Below are 21,325 nucleotides of genomic sequence, written 5' to 3'. Positions count from 1 at the left end.
GGTGTTATTTGGCTTGTTTCGTTGATTCTGAAGGCTTCGTTAGTTCCGCCAGATTCACCGTGTGCGTCTCGCCGCGATAATTGATGTGCAGTTCGGTGCCGATCAGGGTGGCGCTGGGCAGAGCTATCGAACCGTCGTCGTTCACGCTTTCCAGCTCGCGGTCGCCGAGGTAGGCGGAAACGAAGACGTAGTGGCCGGGGTCGATGGTGCGCATCTGCATTGGTATTCTGGTTTTGGGATAGAGCAGGTTCGTGTTTGGTTCCGGCGTAGAGAGTTCCAGTGCAAAGCCTTCCGCTCCGATCAGCCCCGTGAGCCCGACTTCGGTGCGGTAAAACAGCGATTGTCGCGGAACTCCCAGCGTCACTACGTCTTCGTTTGTATCGCGATTTCCTGCGGTCTCGCCGACGTTTTGATTGTTTCCGCCTGCTTCCACCGAATTTGATAAATCTTCATCATTCGTAGCAACGTTTCCGTCCAAGCAATCCCAACCCGAAGCAAAGGAGCCATCGGCGGCGTGCTGGGCCGATGCCCCCGCAACCCCGCCAATCGCGTTGATATTGGGCCCGGTCAATTCCTGCCCGAAGTCCGGCATGGTGAATCCGCCTTCCGCCAGGTGCAAAGCGCGCGCGGAGTCGATGACGTGGACGCGAATGTGCCACGGCATCAGGGGCACGATGAAATTGCGGATCGTAACGTCGTCCCACGGTTCCCAGCGTGAGTAAACGTAATCGCTGTGCACCGCATAATCGGCGTAGCCGAAGGCCGTGCGCCAGTGATATTGGGATTCGGAAACCGCCAAGGTGTTGTCGCAGGCCATTTGCTTGAGCACGGTCGCGGCTTTCGGTGTTGAGAAGCCGAAGGTGGTCGAATAGACGTATTTCTCGTATTTCGCGTCGGTGTGATTGTGTTCTGGCGCGTGCTGCCCGGCAGTGAACGCCTGCACTTCCAAGCCTGTACGGCTGTGCGCCACCAACATGCGCGGTTCGGGCTGCAGTTTTAGCGGCTCGAATTTGAAATCGTCGCTTTCGCGGGTGGTCCAGAAGACGTCGGAATCCGGAATGCACAGGAAAATGAAGGTTTTGAGCGCCCAGTAAGCGGAAGCCGGTCCGTTATAGCCTTCGGCCATGTTCATGTTCGGGTAGGCGTAACCTATGGGAATCAGTCCGTCGGACTGGAAGATATTCTGGCGGAACCACCAGCGCAAGTTATTCAGCAACAGATGCTTCACGTCCCCAAGCGTCCAGCCGGCCGGAAAGTCGATGCCGGCAAAGGCCGCCGCACTCCAGAACGCCGCCTGCGCGAACCGGTAGTCGAGGCTGCGTCCGAACGGCAGGCAAGCGCCGTCTGCGGCGAACCAGTTGGCATAGCTCGGCACGAAAGCGGTCGCGCGTTGTTTGAGCAGCGTATAGCGTTTCGCTTCGGCGGTTTCAGAAGGAACGCTGACATTTGTTGTCGAAGAATCGATATTAGCGGCTTTTAAGGAATCGGCACCGTGACGAGCGCGATCGTCACGCTCCGCGAGCCCGGCGTTCATCAGAGTAAAGAACTGATAGGCGAACGGAATATAGTTGTCGATCTGATTTTTATAGCCGTCATACGACCATCCGTGGCCGAGATAATGCGAAGCGGTAACGTCGAAATCGGCCTGTACCAAGGCGTCGTACTCGGGGTGCCCGGTGTGCACGAACCAGGTGTTGACCATCTGCCGGAACCAAAGCCAGTTCGTTTTTGGCAGTTCATGAGCGTTGATCTGGTCGAGCCAGATGAGGATATTGCTCTGTTGTGTATCGCTCAAATGATCCCAAAAATCCTGCCGTGTTTCGAAAAGGAATGCCGTAATCGCGCCCATTTCCACAAAAAGCTGGTCATAATCATCCAGCGGGTTGCCCCAGAAATCGGGGTCGCCGGGCGTGGTGCCGTGCACGATGCCAGCGCATGAAAGCTGCCACCAGCGCGGGAAACGACGAATGTTGCTTCGGTTGGCAAAAAGCGGTCCGAGTCCCCAAAGCAAGCGGCAGAACCCCTCGATTGAGGTGCGGTCCTGGCTATAGACGGCCCCGCTGTCGCTCATACGGAATCGGCCGTATCGTCCGCCGCTTTCCACCAGACGCATGGCAGGCGCAAGGATATCGACCAGCGCTTGTTCGCAATCCTCTTTCGTACGCAGTGGGTTGGTGGCGACATTTTCGTTGAAAGGTTTTGTTTCCATCGGGCTTCTCTGTTTCTTTCCGAAATCCTATTGACACACTCTATAAAAAATATGGTCTATTGCACGATTGATATTTCGCAAGGACCAGGAAAGTCGTCAACGATAAGCACCGTGCGCCGACGATTGAAGCCCGGATTTATTTTGAAATTTCATGACAAAATCTGGCAACATTTATCGATATCGGTCAATATTCGTCGCTATTCCCGTTTCCCACGGCATCGCCATGTCTCGTTATCAGATGCGGATTGCTGATATCAGCGAGGGGTTGGCCTTGCCGGTACTGGCTCTCACGACGTACGAAGATTGCAGCATAATCGGTTTTCTGTCGTTGACCGGTTTGGTGTGGTGGATGAGATCCAGCACCTCGTTCACGGCCTTCGTTCCCAGTTCCTTTCGAGGCAGACGGACGGTCGAAAGCGCGGGAGAAACCAGCGAACTGAATTGCACGTCATCGATGCCGACGACGGAAACTTCTCCCGGAACGTTGATATTCCGGGAATGCAGTGCCGCGATGAAGCCGATGGCCATGATGTCGTTGTAGGCTATGACGGCGCTGGTCGGGTTGTTCAGAAACCCCTCGCCGGTCCGGAAACCGCCGCTGAACGTCGGCGCATTGGAGGGCACGCGGCGCAGTTTCAGGTGCTGGCGCTGGCAGATTGACGAAAGCGTGCGCCAGCGCACACCGTCCTGCCACGAGGATTCCGGCCCGCTTAGGTAGGTGAAATTCCGGTGGCCTAGGGTTGTCAGATACTCGACGGCTTCGCTCAGCCCGGTCTGCACATCGCCGATGATCGACTGTATGCCGCGGATCGAGCGGTTCATCGTAACCAGCGGTTTGGTCTGGGCGAGCTTGCGTATGCCGGCGTCGGAGAGGCGCGAGGAAGAGAGGATGAGGCCGTCGATATGTTGGATGGCGGTATGGATGGAGGTTCGCTCGATGACTGCGTTTTCCTCGGAATCGAGCACCAAAAGGCCGAAACCGTTGGAAAGGCATTCGTGCTGGGCCGCGCGCGTGTACTCGGCGAAAACCGGGTTACTGAGGTCCGCTACTACAATGCCGAGCATGCCGTTGAGATGGTCGTCGTTGGTATGCGCCCTGATGGCGGTGGCGCGATATCCTATTTTGTCGGCGATGTCGTAAATTCGTTGGGCCGTGGCCTCGTTGACACGTCCTGGTCGTGCAAAAGCCCTTGAAACCGTTGATGGAGCCACGCCTGCGGCCTTGGCGACATCCCTGATGGTGATTTTTCCGGGTTTGTCTGCTTCTTCGGAGACCGGGCCGGATTGGTGTGCATTCTCTGTTGTCATTTCCACCACGCTCCTTTGTGATGCAAGTTCAGTGAGTCTTTGGCAAGTTATGGCAACAGAATACAACATCAAGATGCCTCACGTACACTGAAAAAACAAATAGGGGTTTTGAGATCGCGGTGGATCAATGGTTTATCGCGGATTGTGAGGATGGTGCCATGGTTGGCCAGACGGATATATCTGAACCTGCTTTATCTCCCGATCGCCTGTTGCCCGCGGAGGGTCTGCCGTTGCGCGTGGCACGGGAACTTTACGAATCGGTGAAGGACCTTCCCATTGTTTCGCCTCACGGCCACATTCCGGTCGAGTGGTTTGCCCAAGACAAGCATTTTGCCAATCCTACCGATTTGTTCATTACGCCTGATCACTACGTGACGAGGATTTTGCACGGGCAGGGCGTTCCTCTGAGTGCGTTGGGAGTCGGCCAGACCGATTTTACCGAAGCTCAGGCACGCGACGCGTTCTTGCTTTTCGGCAAGTATTGGTTCGCTTTCGCCGGTACACCGATGCGTTATTGGTTTGAGGATTCGTTGGTTCGTGTCTTTGGCATCAAGGAAAAATTCGGTCCCGATTCCGCCGGCGCGATTTACGACGAGCTCAACGAAATGCTCAAGGCTCCGGAATTCAGCACGCGTTCGCTCTCGAATCGCTTCAATATGGAATTCGTCTCGACCACCGACGATCCGGTCGATGATCTGAAGCTGCACGATCAGGTCAATGCAGACCCCCAATTCAAGCCGTTTGTCGCCCCGGCATTCCGTCCGGACAAGTACCTTGAGCCGTCCCGCGCCGATTGGCCACAACTGGTTCGTGCCTTAGGTGCCAGCGCCGATGTTGACGCTTCCACATACGTCGGTTTCACTGAAGCGATGCGTCGCAGAAGGCGCTACTTCAAAGACCACGGAGCGGTTTTGAGCGATCATTCCCACGCCGATCTCAATTCGGAACGGCTTTCGGACGGCGAAGTGCGGATGCTGTTCACCGAGGCCTACGCAGGAAGTATCGGTGCCGGCGATGCTGTTCGCTTGCGTGCCCATCTGTTCAACGACCAGGCCAGGCTTGCGCAGGAAGACGGTTTGGTGATGACGGTGCATCCCGCCATCGCCCGTAATTATGACGCCGCGGCTTTCGCCAACTATGGTGCCGATGTCGGTGGCGATATCCCGGCTCGTGCCGAGTTCGTCGAGGCGTTGCGCCCGCTGCTCAATGAGTACGGCGACAATTCCGATTTCCATTTCGTTGCTTTTACTGACGACGAAACTGTCTATTCCCGTGAACTGGCGCCGCTCGCCGGCTTCTACCCGTCTTTCTATATCGGTGCCCCCTGGTGGTTCATTGACGCTCCGGATTCGATTTCGCGTTATTTCCACGCTGTCGTCCCCTATGCCGGATTCGCCAAGCTTTCCGGATTCATCGACGATACCCGTGCCATCTGCTCGATTCCCTCCCGTCACGACATGAACCGGAGAGTCACCGCGAACTTTGTTTCCTCTTTGGTCTGTGACCGCCGTATTTCGATGGACGAGGCTCTTGCAATCATGCGTGCTCAGGTCTCCACCCAGCCAAAGCGTGTGTTCAAGATCGAAGACGCCGAGCAAGGCAAGTAAGTCGAAAAGACTAAAAAATAACGTAGGATATGACCGCAATCAAGGAGAGGGGCAGTAATGTCAACAGATAGCGTTTCAATTCCTCAAATCAGCCGTGAAAAGAACGGTCGCCCAGCGGCGCCTGAGAAAATTATCCATTTGGGGATAGGTAATTTCACCCGTGCACATCAGGCTTGGTATACGCAACACGCACCTGATGCCTCAAATTGGGGAATTGCCGGTTTCACCGGTCGTGGGCCGCGGATGTCCGATTTGTTGGAGTCTCAGGATTGCGTATATACCCTGATTACTTCCGGGAGGGTTGGTGACCAATTCGAGGTCATTTCATCGATTTCCTCTATGCATAGCGGTTCGGACACAGCGGCGCTGCGTGCTCGCTTCGCCAACCGCAATATCTCCATCGTCACCTCGACGGTCACCGAGGCTGGCTATATGCGCAACCAGAACGGCGACTTGGATGTTGTCAATGCTGACGTTGCCTCCGACTTGCAGGCTCTGAAAGCGGACCCGCAAGCAGACGGCCTCAAAACCGTCCCTGTGCGTATGGTTGCGGGTTTCATGGCCCGCAGAAGCGCGGGGGCGGGTCCGATCACCGTGCTGCCCTGCGACAATCTTGCGGGCAACGGCGCCGCCTTCCGCAAAGTGGTCGAGCAGGCCATCGCCGAAGTCGATCCGTCCTTGCTGGATTGGACACGTCTCAATGTCGCGTGGGCGACGTCGATGGTTGACCGTATTACACCGGCCACGACACAAGGTGATATCGAACTTGTCAAACGTGTCAAGGATTGGCATGATGCGGCACCGGTGCGTACCGAACCGTTCCACGAATGGGTGATTGCCGGCGACTTCCCGTCGGGACGTCCGGCCTGGGACGAAGCCGGTGCCGTGATTACCGACGACGTCACGCCGTATGAGGAACGCAAGCTGTGGATGCTCAACGGTTCTCATTCGACCTTGGCCTATTGCGGCTCGCTGTTTGGCTATGAGACAGTCGCCGATGCCGTCGCGGATCCGACTCTGCGTTCCTGGATCAACGAATGGTGGGATTTGGCCGGACAATATATCAGCGTGCCCACCGCCGAATATCGCAAGCAATTGCTCGAACGTTTCGAGAACCCGAACATCCGTCATTTGTTGATGCAGATTGCCTCCGATGGAAGCGAGAAGCTGCCTGTCCGTATCGTTCCCGCCGCCAAAAAAGCGCTGAAAGACGGAAAGTCTGTCGTCCCTGCAGCCCGCGCGATTGCAGCGTGGATACTGTTCCTGATTCGCTATAGCGATCGGCTCGCCGATGTCAACAAAGACAAGGTCGTCTCGTGCGCGAGAGCGTGCAAAACGTCCGATGGAAGCATTGACCGCGCGGCTGTGAAATATGTGGTCTCTTATCTTGATCGCAGTCTCGGCGGCTCTTCCGCCTTCGTAGACGAAGTGGTCAGTCAGATGGACGAGGTGAGCGTGGCTGTTGCGGCACATCTAGTGTCGTGATTCAACGGGATTTGGCTTATAACCGCTTGGCCAATATCCGATGTCGGTGCAAACGGTGGTTATCGGAATTTAAATGGGAAGTAAATAGCAGCGTACGGCTACGGATGCCGCAAGTTGTGCAATAGAAAGGAATCGATATGGCTATTGAAAAGGCCGAGGTATTTGTCACGAGCCCGGGGCGTAATTTCGTCGTCCTCAAGCTCACGACAACAGACGGGATTGTGGGTCTCGGCGATGCCACGCTCAACGGGCGTGAACTCGTTGCCGCCGAATACTTGAAGACTATCGCTCCTGCCCTCATCGGCAAGAACGAGGACAACATCGAGGACATGTGGCAGTACCTCTACAAGGGTGCCTATTGGAAGCGCGGGCCCGTGACGATGGCTGCCATCTCCGCCGTCGACGTGGCTCTCTGGGACATCAAGGGCAAGAAGCTCGGCGTTCCGGTCTACGACCTGCTGGGCGGTGCGTCACGCAAAGGCATCCTGACCTACGCGCACGCCTCCGGCACCGATCTGCCGAGCCTGTTCGATTCGATTGATATGTATCGAGACATGGGCTTCAAGGCCACGCGTATCCAGTACGCGCTTCCTGGCATCCCTTCAACTTACGGCGTGGCGGCTTCGGCCAACGCACAGGCCGGCGAGGGCGAGAAGGGCGTACGCTACGATTACGAGCCCGCCCGTCGTACCAGCGTTCCGGTCGAGGAAGTCTGGGATGCTCGCACCTACCTCAACACCATCCCCGGTGTCTTCGAGGAAGTGCGCAACAAGTATGGCAAGGACCTGATCCTATTGCACGATTCTCACCACCGCCTGCGCCCGATTGAGGCCGCCCGCTTCGGCAAGGCCCTCGAGCCCTATGACCTCTTCTGGATGGAGGACACCACGCCTGCCGAGGACAATCAGCAGTTCCTGCGCCTGGTGCGCGAGCACACCACCACCCCGATCGCCATCGGCGAGATCATCAACTCCTGGACTGACTACATCACTCTGATCGAGGAGCAGTTGATCGACTACGTGCGCTCGGCCGTCACCCACACGGGCGGCCTCACCCACATGAAGAAGCTCATGGCTTTCGCCGAGCTCTTCGGCGTCAAGTCCGGCTTCCACGGCCCCACCGACGTCTCGCCCGTGGGCATGGCCGCGAACCTGCACCTTGACCTGGCGATTCCGAACTTCGGCATCCAGGAGTATATGAGGCACAGCGACGAGACGCTCGAGGTGTTCCATACTTCGTATACGTTCAAGGATGGCTACCTGCATCCGGGCAACAAGCCGGGCCTCGGCGTCGACTTCGACGAGAAGCTCGCCGCAAAGTACCCCTACCAGCCGGCTCCGCTGCCCGTAGATCGTCTCCTCGACGGCACCATGCACGAGTGGTGATTTCTGCTCGTACTAAATAAATAAAGAAGGCCTGCCGAAACTCGATTGTTTCGGCAGGCCTTCTTTATTTATTTATTGACTAGAAAATGCGCTCGTCGTGGTCGTCGGCGGGGTGCGGGGTGTAGGTGATCTTGAAGTTATCGTCCGCAGGGGCGACGCTGACGTTGATCGGCGAGTACGAGAGATGGAAGGTCACTGTTCCATAGGCGGGGACGATGACGTGTCGCCAGGCCGCGCCTTCGCCACCAAAAGTGACTGCCGCTTCAATCGGCTTGTCGGTCGGATTGTAAAGGAACCCGGCGAATCCGCGTCCGTCCGGCTCGATGAACGCGACCGAGCCCAAACCGCCATGCCGTCCGTCGGGGGTGTGGTTGGTGGAAGCCACGCGACGAGAGCCGGGGCGCACGTCCTGGCCGAAGTTGCGCAGCATGAAGTACTCGAGGTTGCGCTTGACCTTGCCGGTGGCGGAATCGATGGTGATGACCCCGCGGCGCCCGCGCGTTTTGGCGTAGCTCGGGAAGCCCTGTTCGTCCAGCGCGATGTTCCACAGGTTGATGAGTCCGACGTTGTTGCGCACCAAGCCGGTGCCGATCTCGCCGAACATCACGTGGCTGGCCTCGTCCACCGTCTCGTCGAGCATGCAACGGCGCTCGCTCATGCAGGCCTTCCAGCCCGGGAACTGGCGTGTGCCGTTGAGTACCCACTTGGGCAGGCCGGAGTAAGTGTGGAACGCCACGCCGGCGAAGCATTGGGCCTGGGCTGGGGTCATGTAATCGGTCACTGGGCGCTGGAAGAAGCGTAGGCCGTCGTCGCCGAAGTAAATCTCGACGTCTGGGAACGTGGCATCAAGGCAGGGCCGCAAATATTCGCTGCCCCACTTGGTCAATTCCTCGGGTGTCCAGATGGCCATGGGCCATTGCGGAGAGTTGCCGGGCTCGTTCTGCATGGTCACGGAGGCGATGGGAATGCCATAGCTTGCATAAGCGGCGATGAATTTCACGAAATACTGTGCATAGGCATAATCCACTGTGTCCTGCCGACGGTAGCCGTTGCCCACGTATTCGCCGAGCCGCAGCCTTCCGTCGCCTTCGAGCTTGCCATTGGTCTTCATCCAGGCCGGCGGGCTCCACGGCGAGGCCATCACCTTGACAGCCGGGTTGATGGCCATGATTTCCTGCAGTACGGGGATGATGTTTTTGAGATCCTTAGTGGCGTCCGGCGCACCGGGCTGACCGGTGCCGATGGAGAAGTAATCGAGGTTCGGGTCTGTGCCGATGCCCTCGGGCAGCTCATCGTAGCTGTAATACTTTTGGCTTACGAAATCGCAGGAACCGATGGAAATACGCACCGACGAGAAGCCGCCCTGAGCGGGGCTGAACATCTCTTCGAGAATCGCGTGACGCTGTTTAGCGTTCATGCTGTTCATCAGAAGCGAGGCGCTGGAATCGGTGATGGCCGCGCCGGCCCCTTCCCACATCTGGTATTGCCGGGTCGGATCGATGACCACGGTGGTCGCGTCGCCCGCCTCGCTTGTAGGTACGGGTGTTGCGATCTTTTCTCGGCGCTGGCTCAGATCACCGCTGGTTGCTGTCCACAATTGCTCCGGTGCTTTACTCGCAGAAGATGGAAAGTTCTCTGCATCCTTTTGCGACGATTGCTGACCTTTGCTTGCTGTAGCCATGGGCTGATACTCCTTTGCTATCTGTCCGATGCTTCATTCATCCCCTAAGAGGAAAACTATCGGTGCGGATGGATTCGATTTCATGCTGCTGAACATGGAATCTGTTGCCATCCCATGGCTTCGAGCCTAGCAGTTTGTAAGGGGTATCGAAGGAAGAAAGCAGGACTCGCTGAAAGCATAAATGGCGGTCATTGGCTGTTTTTCGCGGTTCCGCCAGTAATTATAAAAGAATAGCTGCTCTATCAATTCTGACAAATAATGGCAACAAACACTTTCTTTGTTGCCATTTGTGTACTCTCAAAATTGAAGGACATCGCGGGTTACGCTAATGTAGCACGCTAGTCCTTGCAATAGGCGAGGAAGCCTTGAAGAAAGGATTTGAATATGAAAGTCTCACGTCCAGTAGGCGCCTTAGCGGCGGTCTCTGCACTCGCAATGCTTCTCGCGGGCTGCGGTGGCGGCGGCGGCAATGCGCAAAAGAGCGGTGCCAGCGATGCAAACGCATTTGATAAGAACGCAAAGACCGAAATCACGATGGGTGGTTGGTCGTTGAAGATGACCCCCGAATTCCAGAAGCTCGTTGATGGTTTCGAAGCGGAATATCCTAACGTCACCATCAAGCTCAAGGAATACAGCGCAGATGATTATGACAAGCAGCTCACCGCTGATATCTCCGCCGGTGCACAGCCTGATGTCTTCCCGCTGAAGAACACCGTCAAATACAATACTTATGCCAAGTCCCAAGGCCTGGCCGATATCAGCGATATCGCCAAGAAGTTTGCCGATCACAAGAACTTTGACGACTCCATGTACAAGACGAAGGACGGCAAGTACTATGCGCTGCCGTATCGCGCCGATCACTGGGTCCTCTTCTATAACAAGGACATGTTCAAGAAGGCCGGCGTGAAGACGCCTGACGCCACTTGGACGTGGAATGACTACACCAAGGCCGGCGAAGAGCTGAAGAAGAAGCTCCCCGATGCCGGATATGACGCCAACACCGTCTATCCGATGTACCAGCACAACTGGCAGTCGGTGGTCCAGTCCTTCGCTCTTGCCCAGGCTGGTCAGCCGGCCGAGAAGACCTATCTCAAGGGCCAATTCGGCTACATGAAGCCTTTCTATGAGCGTGCTTTGAAGTGGCAGAATGAAAAGCTGACCATCGACTATAACACCTCCTTCACCAACAAGGTGCAGTATCAGGCGCAGTTCGGTACTCAGAAGGCCGCCATGATGCCGATGGGCACTTGGTACGCCGCTTCGTTCCTGAGCCAGCAGAAGACTGGCGATGCCCAGAAGTTCGATTGGGGCATGGCTCCGATTCCGCAGAACCCGAGCAAGAAGGTTCCTTCAACTCCAGTCACTTTCGGTAGCCCGACCGGCCTGATGGTTTCGGCTAAGGCCAGTGGTCAGAAGCTCGCAGCGGCCAAGAAGTTCGTTGAATGGTCCGTCGGCGAAGGCGGCGCGGATGTGCTCGCCAAGCTCACCACTACTCCTGCCTACATCAACGACAAGATTACCAAGGACTTCTTCGCGGCTGATGGCATGGCCACCGATCAGGAATCCAAGGACGCTTGGTCCAAGTTCGACATGAAGCTTGAGGCTCCTGTCAGCGACGCCACCGATACGGTTCAGACTCTCCTGAAGACGATGAACTCCTCGATTCTTACCGGCACCTCGAAGACCGACGCGGCCATCAACCAGTGCCAGGAAGATGTCAAGAACCAAGGTGTGCTCAGCAGCGAGTGAGCATTGTAAACCGTCTGAATCGTCTGTCGCGGCTACGGCTGTTCGCAGCCGCCGCGACGGATGGACGGGAGACCGGCAGGTCCGTATCGGGTTGGCAGGTTTGATTGCCGGATAAGGGCCGTCGGTCTTTTTATTGTTAAAAATATTTTGTTGTGACATAATAATTATTGACAGAGTGTAACGAGCCAGCTTCGATGCAGCAGTTGACGGCTTGTGTGCATTGGCTGCATATTCAAAGAGGAGGCAGCGATGTCGGATTCTTCTAGTTCGGATGTTGCCGCGGTGGGTGCCGATCTCGCCGCAGTGGGGGAGGCGGGTGCCGTCGAGGCGCGTAACAAACCGCCGGAACCACAACGGCAAAAGGGCGGAAAAATGGATGCGAAGGCGATTTCGCATCGTAATCTGCGCAATGGCCTGATTTTCATTTCGCCGAACTTCATCGGCTTTATCCTGCTGACGCTTTTGCCGGTGCTTTCGCTCTTCTATATCGCGTTCACCAAATGGTCGGCGTTCGGTATGCCGGTGTTCAACGGCCTGGTCAACTGGGTTCGTCTGGTTCATGACCGCATCTTCTGGCAGACCGTGTGGCACACGTTCTACTACTCTCTGGTGCACATTCCGCTGACGTTGGCGATTGCCTTCGGCCTGGCGGTGTTGCTCAACTCCAAGCTCAAGGGCCGTGGCTTCTTCCGCACGGTCGCCTTCATGCCCTATGTCACCTCGATGGTGGCGGCGGCGCAGGTCTGGTCCATGCTTTTTGACCCGAAGTCCGGCCCGATCAACCAGTTCCTGAAGATTTTCGTTGGCGACGGCAACGTGCCTGGATGGCTCGGTTCGACCAAATGGGCAATGCCCGCGGTCATCATCGTCGGTACCTGGCGTGAAGTCGGCTACTACATGATTCTTCTTCTGGCTGGGTTGCAGACGATTCCCAGTGAGTTGTATGAGGCAGCTGAGCTGGATGGTGCGAACGGCTGGAAGCGGTTCTGGCACGTCACGGTTCCGTGCATGCGGCCGACACTGTTCTTCGTCATGGTCACATTGACCATTGGCTCGTTCAAGATCTTGGACCTGACATTGATTATGACGGATGGCGGGCCTGGAACGACCACAGAAGTGCTGGCCCAGTACATCTACTCGGTAGCCTTCGACAACGGCGATTACGGCTATGCTTCGGCAGTGTCTTTGGTGCTGCTGTTCATCTGCATGGTGGTCACGCTAATTCAGTTCTGGTACAACAATTCGAAGGAGGACTAATATGTCTACGCAAGCAGTAGCTCCTCAATTGGCTGAGGCTGGTGCGGTGGCACCTGAGATCCCCTTCAACAAGAAGCGCAAGTCCCCGTTGAAGATCGTTGGCACGATTATTGGTTATATCGCCATGATCGCGGTTGCGGCGTTCACTCTGTTGCCGTTCTTCTGGATGATTCTTTCGTCCCTGAAGCCCAACAACGAAGTCTATACGGTTCCGATCAAGTGGTTCCCGTCGGTATGGCAGTGGCATAATTACGCGGCCATCTGGACGAAGTCCAACATGACCACGTGGATTCTGAACACTCTGTTCTTCGCGATTATCGTCACGGCCTTGCAGGTGTTCACCGGTTCGTTCGCCGCCTACGGCTTCTCAAAGATTCCGTTCCGTGGCCACAACGTCCTGTTCCTGATCTACATCGCGACGATGGCTGTGCCGTGGCAGGCCTATATGATTCCGCAGTTCAAGATGATTGCGGCGGTCGGACTGTCCGACACCCGTTGGTCGATTATCTTGCTGCAGGCGTTCGGCGCGTTCGGCGTGTTCATGATGAAACAGTTCTACGACACGATACCGGAGGACCTGTCGGAAGCGGCCCGTCTCGATGGTTTGAGCGAATTCGGCATCTACTGGAAGATCGTGCTTCCGCTTTCCGGCCCGTCCATCGCGGCGTTGGCGATCATCACCTTCACCAACACCTGGAATGACTACATGGGCCCGTTGATCTACTTGCGCTCCGCAAACCTGTGGACCATCCAGATCGGCCTCAAGCAGTTCATCTCCCAGTACAACGCTGATTATGCGATGATCATGACCGGCTCCGTCATTTCGGTGCTCCCGATCATCATCGTCTTCCTCATCGGTCAGAAGCAGTTCATCGAAGGCATCGCAACCTCCGGCATGAAGGGCTGATGCTACCGGTTTAAGTGAATATAAAAATCCGATGTGTGACGTTCGTAGTGGTTTCATTGCGACGCACGCATCGGATTCTCGTTTACTTACCTATATATTGCCTATATATTGATAGACGAACTCACAAGGCGATAGACTTTACGATGATGGATTACCTAGCGGTTACAGGTCAGGACGGAAGGGAAGTGCGTGATGGCGGCAACGTCAAACGGCAAGAATCACAACCTCGGTGAGGCTTTCGGCCTGATAGCCAACAGCGTCTACGTCCTGCTGATGGCGGGCTGGTGCATTTTTGTTGGCATCATCCCCCTGATCGCCATCTGGGTGGTGGTTCAGAATCTTGACTATTACCCGGCGTTGACATTGGCTCTGGTCCTGAGCTCGCCCGGCATTGCCGCTGGATTTGCGCTTTTCCGCGACCAACCGACCTTATTCGGACGCGCGAGCAAACGCCGCGTTCGTATGCTCAATGAAGGGTACAAGCCTCCGGATTGGATCGCCGGCCCCTACGTCCCGCCTGACGACAGCGCGGCCTGTATCCGCCCGTATTTCCGCGCTTTTATCCGTCTGCTGCCCCGGGCGATCGCGCAGGGGGCGATTTACGGGTTCTTTATCTTTACCTTCTCCTATTCCATGCAGATTATGATGAAGCTCGGTTTCGGTGCCCTGATGGTGCCGGTCCTTTCCATCTGCATTATTTTCCTTATTCAATCGCTGCTGGTTTCGCTGGTGCTTGTGGTGGAATATCCGAATGCCAAATGGTACGCAGTCGTCAAAAACGGCGTGCTGCTTTCCGCCCGGCGGATTTATATGATCGTGATCAGCGGCATCGCAGTCTTCGGCTACTTCTGGGGGATGGCGAGCTCGCCGATTGTCACCGGTCTGCTGTTTACCGGCATCATCTGGTATATCGTCTGGGCTTCGGCACGTTGGCAGGCCGATGTGCTTTTCGAGGCGCTGGCCCGTGAATCCGGCGATAAGAAGCTGATTGAGCTTTACACCGGTGACAGCGAGAAGCCCGCTGGCGGTGGTGGTGGCATGTCCGGCCTCTTCTCGTCGATGAGCGATTACCGGCAGTGAGCGATTGTGGTGATATGAGCGGTTTGGCAAAGACGATATGTTTGAGCAATCATCGGTGCGTGACCGGTGGCGTAAGCTTTCTTGTTATCGGACGGTATCGATGTGAGTTTCGAAAATGGCGCAAGGCGGCGATAGTCTGTGATACAAATTCTCATCAACGATAGGGTAAATCCGGTTGATCTGGCTTGTGGTTCGTCCCCGGTGCTCCGGTGGCGTGAAAACGGGAGCAAGGCCGGGGCTCGGGATGTTGACGCATATCAGGTCGTCGTTGCGAGCACCTCGGCAAAGGCCGCCGCGGGTGTCGGCGACATCTGGGACAGCGGCAAGGTGCTTGACGACGGTTTCGAAGGCGTGCCGCTGGATGGAGTCCGGATCGTACCCGGCAAAAGGTATTGGGCCACGGTTCGTTTGTGGCGCGAAAACGCAGAGCCTGCGGATAGATTCGGCACCGCCTCTGGTGACGAATCCGGGTGGGCTGCTCCCGCCACATTCGGAACATGGCCCGGTTCGCAGTGGCAAGCGGCACCGATCTGGGCCGATACCTCAAATATCCCTGAACACACTGGCAACTCTCGTGGATGGGCTTTCCTCCGTACTGAAATCACGTTGCCCAATAAACCGATATTGTGGGCCAGCCTATATGCCACGGGAGCCTCTACGCGTCCGGCCAGGCAGTTTGTCTATCGGATGTGGGCCAACGATTCGTTCGTCGGCTGCGGCCCGGTGTTCCCGATCAGCGATGAAGCGCGCGTTGACGGCTATAACGTTACGGCTTCGCTGCATCCGGGAGCCAACGCGATGGGCGTGCTCGCGTATACGCTCGAAGACCAGCGCTTTGCCGCCCAACTCGATGTCGCATTTACCGATGGTGAAGTGCGTCATTACACTACTGATTCCAGATGGAAGGCCATGCCCGGCACCGGTGTCTATCCCGACAGCGCTTCGATAGGGACACAATATTTCGAAGCTCCCGCTGAAAACATCAATTCATGGGATTATCCGTTCGGTTTCGCCTCTTCTGGATTCGACGATTCCGCATGGTCTGATGCCGTCGAAAAGCCTGATTTCAGAAAGCTTGAGCCGACCCCGACCGACAAATTGCAGCTGTGCCATCACGGGCCGGTTGCCGTTTCTTCGTTGCCGGACGGGGGAATGGTGCTTGATTTCGGCGGCGTGCAGATCGGTGGAGTGCGGGTGCGCTCGCGTTGCCGGAGTTCGTTGGAATTGGACATCCGATACGGCGAGGTGCGCAACGACGACGGGACGGTGAAATATCGTCTCAACACCTCCAATGTCTATGAGGATTGCTGGCATATCGAAGGAATCGGCGATAACCATGAAAGCCGAACCGAGACCGATAACGCGTTGGAAACGTGGGGAGTACGTGTTTTTCGCTATGTGGAGCTTCATAGTGTGGGCAGCGATGGCTTGAACGTGTCCGATTTGCTGGACTCGGGGCAACTCGACGTCGAATCGTCGGCTCTGGTCTATCCGAAGACGACCGATGAAGCGAGTTTCCATTCATCAAACCAGATGCTCAACGACGTCTGGTCGCTCTGCGCTCGCACCATCGATGCCTGCAACGGCAGCATCTACGCGGATTCCTGGACGCGTGAGCGCGCACCTTACGAAGCCGATGCGTGGATTCAGCAGCAATGCCATTTTGCGCTTGATGACGCTCCGACGCTGGCTCGCTATACCGTCGACTATCTCATCACCAACCGCACTTGGCCCACCGAATGGCCGATGTACCTGATTCTTGCTGTCTACGATTGGTGGATGCATACCGGCGACTCCTCTCAGGTGAGTGCCGAGTACACGCGTCTTAAAACCCTTCTGCCGCAACGCTTCTGGAACGAGGAGTTCGGTCTGATTGTCAAAGATCCGGGCGAATCGAGCCATAGGGACGGCGACTTGGTCGACTGGCCGCAAAGCGAGCGCGACGGTTTCGTTTTCGGCCGCGTCAATACCGTCATCAACGCCTTGGCGTCGCAGGCGTACGCCGATATGGCGGTTTTGGCTTGGACCGTCGGCGAAGATGACGACGGCGAATTATTCGACACCCGCTCAAAACGTATCCGCAAGGCCATCAATATGTGGCTTTACGACGAGACGCAGGGCGCATATTGCGACGGCCTTACCGACGTGCCGGCCGAAGGCAACACTGTTCCGGATCAAGCTTCGATGGAATCTTGTCGTATCAAGCATTGCTCGCTGCACGCGTCCGCGTTCGTGCTCGAGTTCGGTGAAGTTCCGGAAGGCAGACTGCCCAAAGTAACTGATTATCTGCGCTCACGAGGCATGGCCTGCAGCGTCTACGTGGCGGCGGTCTATCTGGACGGGCTGTATCGTGCCGGTTATGGTGAGGACGCGGACGCGCTTATCGCTGCAAAATTGGGTGAACGGACCTGGGGTAACATGGTCCGCAAGCAAGGCGGCGGCACAATGGAGGCTTGGGATTCAGGGCTGAAGCCGAACCTCACCTATTCCCATCCATGGTCGGCCTCCCCGGTCTATCTCCTGCCGGAGGGGATGCTGGGTATCCGTCCGCTTGAACCCGGCTGCCGCACGTTCATGGTCATGCCGCAGCTCGGCGATATGAGTGAGGCCGAAGCGAAGGTGCCGGTGCGTTCGGGTACTATCGGCGTGCGGTGCAAGCGGGTCAATAGCGGCATGGTCTCGTTGAGCGATCCAATCGGTTTTGTGGACCCCACCCCTAGCGGTTGCCTGCAGCTGACCATCGACGTGCCGTCGGGTTGCGTGGCCGAGGTTGTTCTGCCGCCACAGAGCCAAGGGGCCGTGGACATGGTGCTCGTTGACGGACATCCGAGCCCGACCATGTCAGTCGATGAGCCCATGTGCAACGAGGCAGGCGTTCACTATCCGCCGGGCTCGATGGTCCTCTACGAACTTGGCCCCGGCCATCATGAGGTGCGCAGCATCGCTCTTTCGTAGAATCTGCGTCTCCCGTCAATCACGCGCGGCATAATGGTGACATGACTGAAAACGCTACTGAATCAAGACCTGAACTGCCCAAAGACGTTCGTGTTCGCTTCTGTCCGTCGCCCACCGGCACCCCGCACGTCGGCATGGTGCGCACCGCCCTGTTCAACTGGGCCGAGGCACGGCACACGCACGGCACCTTCGTCTTCCGTATTGAGGACACGGACAACGAGCGCGACTCCGAGGAAAGCTACAACCAGATTATCGACGCTCTGAACTGGCTTCATATCGATTGGGACGAGGGCATCAACGTCGGCGGTCCTGACGGCCCGTACCGCCAGTCCGAGCGCGGCGACATCTATAAGGACATCGCCCAGAAACTGCTCGATGCCGGCTATGCCTACGAATCCTATTCCACTTCCGAGGAGATCGAGGCGCGTAACGTCGCCGCAGGCCGGCCGAAGGCGTTCGGTTACGACGGCTACGATCGTAACCTGACCGACGAGCAGAGGGCCGCATTCAAGGCCGAGGGTCGCAAGCCAGCGCTGCGTGTGAAGATGCCCGACGAGGACATCGCCTTCGATGACCTCATCCGCGGCCACATCGAGTTCAAGGCCGGCAGCGTGCCTGATTACGTCATCGTGCGTCCGAACGGCGACCCGCTCTACACGCTCACCAACCCGGTCGATGACGCGCTCATGCGCATCAACGTCGTGCTGCGTGGCGAGGACCTGCTGAGCTCCACGCCGCGTCAGGTCGTGCTCTACCGCTACCTGATCAAGCTTGGTATCGCCAAGGAGATGCCGCTCTTCGGCCACATGCCCTACGTGATGGGTAAGGGCAAGAAGAAGCTTTCCAAGCGCGATCCGGAGTCTAACCTCTTCCTGCACCGCGAGAACGGCTTCATTCCCGAAGGCCTGCTGAACTATCTCGCGCTGCTCGGCTGGTCGATTGCGCCCGACCGCGACGTCTTCAGCATGGACGAGATGGTCGAGAAGTTCGACATCCGCGACGTGAAGGCCAACCCGGCCCACTTTGACATCGACAAGGCCATCTCCATCAACGCCGAGCATATCCGTATGCTCGAGCCGCAGGACTTCCTCAACCGTTCCGTGCCGTATCTGCACCGCGACGGCGTCGTTTCCGCCGATTCATGGGATAAGCTCACCGACCGCGAGCGCACGATTCTGACGTCCGCCGCGCCGTTGGTCCAGCCGCGTGTGCGTCTGTTGGGCGAGGTCTCCGGCATGGCCGGAAGCCTCTTAAGCAAGGACGAATACATCGAGCCCGCCGACGATGCACGCAAGACGCTCAAGGATTCCGCGCCCGAGGTGCTCGACAAGGCCATCTCCGCGCTCGCTGAGGTCGCCGAGTCCGATTGGAAGACCGACAACCTGCATGAGACGCTTAACAAGGCGCTGGTCGAGGACGGTGGTTTCAAGCCGCGTCTGGCGTTCGGCCCGGTGCGTGTGGCCATGTCCGGCCGCCGCGTCTCCCCGCCGCTTTTCGAGTCCATGGAAATCGTCGGCAAACCGCTGACCCTCGCCCGCTTGAAGGGGCTCAGAGAACATCTCTAAGGTGATTTTTAGAGAGGCTCTTGGTTCGTCAACATACCCAGATTTGAGTGAATGGTCCTTCAATTCTTTATTTTTAGCTATGTTGGTGCGCCAAGTTGTCTTTTTTAGCGAGATTGAAAGCCAAAGTATTGTTTTTGGGGTGTCTTGGTGCGCCAAGTACCCTTCTTTTCGGAGATTTGGGTGTCGATTATCGTTTTTGGAACAACTTGGTGCGCCAACAATCCCAAAAAATTGAGAATCAGGTAGATTATTCGCAAATCGGTCGGTTATGAGCCATTTTCCGCGTTGAATAGGGGTTTGCAACACGCCGGGTTGCGCTTATTTATGCTTTCCTATAGACTATGAGTTTGTTGCCTTGGGAAGGGCAGCAGATAAGTTAGCCTCCATCGTCTAGCGGTCTAGGACTACGCCCTCTCACGGCGCCAACACCGGTTCAAATCCGGTTGGAGGTACGAAGTGCTATAGTTGCTTTGCGGCTACGGCACCAAGCCAATTGGGGTATGGTGTAATTGGCAACACGGCTGATTCTGGTTCAGTTGTTCTTGGTTCGAGTCCAGGTACCCCAGCAAAGATGCAAAAGCCTCGCAGCTTCTTAGTTGCGGGGTTTTTTATTATTGTGGGATAATAATGCTGGTAATGATACCGGTGGGGTTGTCGACGACACAAAGGTTGGAATCATGACTGATCAGACACACGGAACGCATGACCTTTCGTCAAAGCCTAGGATTCAGCCCGTGCAGGAGGGTGACACCCGGCCCGTTTCCGTTTCAGTGCGTCTCGGTCGTTTGCAGTTCCATGATTCCGGTAAGTTCCGCGTCTTGGTATTGGCGGACATCCAGGATGGCCCCAAGGTCAATAAAGATACCATCAAGCTCATCGAAGCCGCGCTCGATAGCTCCCGGCCCGATATCGTGATTTTCCCCGGCAACCAGATTGCCGGTTACGACAAGGCATATGCCAGGACTTTTCGCAAGCGCACGTGGACGCCACAGAAATGGTCGATGGGAACGGCGGCGAGTAACCAGCGCGATGCCGAGCTCGAGCATACACGTGAGCTGGTGCGGCAGGAGATTTCGCAGTTCCTGGCCCCTCTGATCGAGCGTCATGTTCCGTGGGCGGTGACGTACGGCAACCACGATTTCCAGTGTGGCCTCTCCAACGCCGAACTTGATGAGATTTATCGCGAATTTCCCGGATGTCTCAATCCGGAGCCACCCATCAAACGTTCCGATAGGCCGCGAAAGCAGCCTGGGAGTGGCTTGCCGGACCAGTGCATTTACCCTTGCGAACCTGGCACATTCGCGTTGCCGGTCAGCGAAGACCACAAAAACGACAGTGTGCTTGGCCTGGTGATTTTCAATTCCGGCGATTACGGCAAGCTCGGCGGCTACGGCGCTCCGAGCCAGCGCGCACTCGATTTCTTGAAAACTGCCCCGGGGCTGGTTGGTGCTAAATCGATAGTCTTCCAGCATATTCCGGTGCCGCAGTATTACGATTTGCTCAAGGAAGTCCCGGCCACCGCAGCGCACGCCGTAGAAGGTTATCGCACATTCGCCGGCCATAATTACGTCATCGACGAATCCAAGACGCTGCCCGGCAGCTTCCTGGGGGAGGGCATCAGCTGCCCCGATACCGATACAGGCGAATTCGGCATTTTGAAGTCGAACGACGGCTATTTCGCGTTGCTCGCCGGTCACGATCACCGCAACCGTTTCGTAGGTACCACCGACGGCCTGACGCTTGTGGCCACACCGACCTGCGGCTTCGGCTCCTACGGTCCGGCCCCGGCCCAGCGCGCCGCACGTCTGCTCGAATTCGACATCCGCCACCCCTACGAACCGCGCACCCAGCTGCTTGAGTTCGGCGATCTGGTCGGCAAATCCAGTTCCAACAAGGCCTATACGTACGCCCTCAACGGCACTCCCGACGCTGCGAAAGAGGGGACGAACCTCCTGCGTCGCCCGCGTCTGCTGGCCCAGATCCTGCGGAAGATGCATTTGAAGAAGTAGCGACGGCTGCTCTGAGGTGCACTTTTCAGACGCTAGCGTGGGATTAGTGCGGTTTGGGGCTGCTAAGTTGCATTTTCATGACGGTAGCGTCTAAAACATGCATTTTGGGACTGCCAACTTGCATGTTT

13 protein-coding genes and 2 tRNA genes are annotated in these 21,325 nt (G+C 56.7%); 12 read left to right on the top strand and 3 right to left on the bottom strand.

The genetic code is table 11. The features are described from left to right. Nucleotides 1-4: 4 nt before the first annotated feature. Together OZX70_RS08050 and OZX70_RS08045 are read right to left on the bottom strand one after the other, a co-directional pair. A complete protein-coding gene (locus OZX70_RS08050; RefSeq protein ID WP_277180583.1) occupies nucleotides 5-2,209 on the bottom strand; it encodes a DUF2264 domain-containing protein in 2,205 nt (734 codons plus the stop codon). A 234-nt stretch (nucleotides 2,210-2,443) separates the two neighbouring features. Next, nucleotides 2,444-3,517, bottom strand: coding sequence for a LacI family DNA-binding transcriptional regulator (locus tag OZX70_RS08045; RefSeq protein WP_277180581.1), 1,074 nt, complete (start codon nucleotides 3,515-3,517; stop codon nucleotides 2,444-2,446). Nucleotides 3,518-3,636: 119 nt separating this feature from the next. Between OZX70_RS08045 and uxaC the strand changes: the two genes are divergently transcribed. From uxaC to manD, 3 genes are all read left to right on the top strand, one after another. Then, nucleotides 3,637-5,124: a glucuronate isomerase gene (gene uxaC / locus OZX70_RS08040; protein WP_277180579.1), complete on the top strand. Its 1,488-nt coding sequence runs from the start codon at nucleotides 3,637-3,639 to the stop codon at nucleotides 5,122-5,124. Nucleotides 5,125-5,181: 57 nt separating this feature from the next. After that, a complete protein-coding gene (locus OZX70_RS08035; RefSeq protein WP_277180577.1) occupies nucleotides 5,182-6,609 on the top strand; it encodes a mannitol dehydrogenase family protein in 1,428 nt (475 codons plus the stop codon). A gap of 137 nt (nucleotides 6,610-6,746) precedes the next feature. Then, nucleotides 6,747-7,994: a D-mannonate dehydratase ManD gene (manD, locus tag OZX70_RS08030; RefSeq protein ID WP_277180575.1), complete on the top strand. Its 1,248-nt coding sequence runs from the start codon at nucleotides 6,747-6,749 to the stop codon at nucleotides 7,992-7,994. 79 nt (nucleotides 7,995-8,073) lie between these two features. On the opposite strand, the gene OZX70_RS08025 is transcribed toward manD, so the two are convergent. Beyond that, on the bottom strand, nucleotides 8,074-9,675 hold the full coding sequence (locus tag OZX70_RS08025; RefSeq protein WP_277180573.1) for a glycosyl hydrolase family 30: 1,602 nt from the start codon (nucleotides 9,673-9,675) through the stop codon (nucleotides 8,074-8,076). Between the two features lie 384 nt (nucleotides 9,676-10,059). On the opposite strand from OZX70_RS08025, the gene OZX70_RS08020 reads away from it, so the two are divergent. From OZX70_RS08020 to OZX70_RS07980, 9 genes are all read left to right on the top strand, one after another. After that, nucleotides 10,060-11,424, top strand: coding sequence for an extracellular solute-binding protein (locus OZX70_RS08020; protein ID WP_277180571.1), 1,365 nt, complete (start codon nucleotides 10,060-10,062; stop codon nucleotides 11,422-11,424). A gap of 249 nt (nucleotides 11,425-11,673) precedes the next feature. Next, nucleotides 11,674-12,681, top strand: coding sequence for a sugar ABC transporter permease (locus OZX70_RS08015; RefSeq protein WP_277180569.1), 1,008 nt, complete (start codon nucleotides 11,674-11,676; stop codon nucleotides 12,679-12,681). Nucleotide 12,682: 1 nt separating this feature from the next. Then, on the top strand, nucleotides 12,683-13,588 hold the full coding sequence (locus tag OZX70_RS08010; RefSeq protein ID WP_277180567.1) for a carbohydrate ABC transporter permease: 906 nt from the start codon (nucleotides 12,683-12,685) through the stop codon (nucleotides 13,586-13,588). A 192-nt stretch (nucleotides 13,589-13,780) separates the two neighbouring features. Further along, entirely contained in the window at nucleotides 13,781-14,668 is an 888-nt protein-coding gene (locus tag OZX70_RS08005; RefSeq protein WP_277180565.1) for a hypothetical protein, read from the top strand. Nucleotides 14,669-14,806: 138 nt separating this feature from the next. After that, nucleotides 14,807-17,623 carry a family 78 glycoside hydrolase catalytic domain gene (locus tag OZX70_RS08000; protein ID WP_277180563.1) on the top strand — a complete coding sequence of 939 codons (2,817 nt, stop codon included), beginning with the start codon at nucleotides 14,807-14,809 and terminating at the stop codon, nucleotides 17,621-17,623. Nucleotides 17,624-17,664: 41 nt separating this feature from the next. Next, nucleotides 17,665-19,188: a glutamate--tRNA ligase gene (gltX, locus tag OZX70_RS07995; protein WP_277180561.1), complete on the top strand. Its 1,524-nt coding sequence runs from the start codon at nucleotides 17,665-17,667 to the stop codon at nucleotides 19,186-19,188. A 379-nt stretch (nucleotides 19,189-19,567) separates the two neighbouring features. Continuing rightward, nucleotides 19,568-19,640: transfer RNA gene (locus OZX70_RS07990), tRNA-Glu, on the top strand. A gap of 42 nt (nucleotides 19,641-19,682) precedes the next feature. Next, nucleotides 19,683-19,754: transfer RNA gene (locus OZX70_RS07985), tRNA-Gln, on the top strand. A gap of 111 nt (nucleotides 19,755-19,865) precedes the next feature. Further along, nucleotides 19,866-21,197: a metallophosphoesterase gene (locus OZX70_RS07980; RefSeq protein WP_277180559.1), complete on the top strand. Its 1,332-nt coding sequence runs from the start codon at nucleotides 19,866-19,868 to the stop codon at nucleotides 21,195-21,197. The last annotated feature ends 128 nt before the right edge of the window (nucleotides 21,198-21,325 follow it).

This window comes from Bifidobacterium sp. ESL0732, from assembly GCF_029395535.1.
In the GTDB taxonomy this organism is placed as follows: domain Bacteria; phylum Actinomycetota; class Actinomycetes; order Actinomycetales; family Bifidobacteriaceae; genus Bifidobacterium.
The sequence above is the reverse complement of the archived record's forward strand: the minus strand, read 5'-3'. Positions and strand labels throughout refer to the sequence as shown.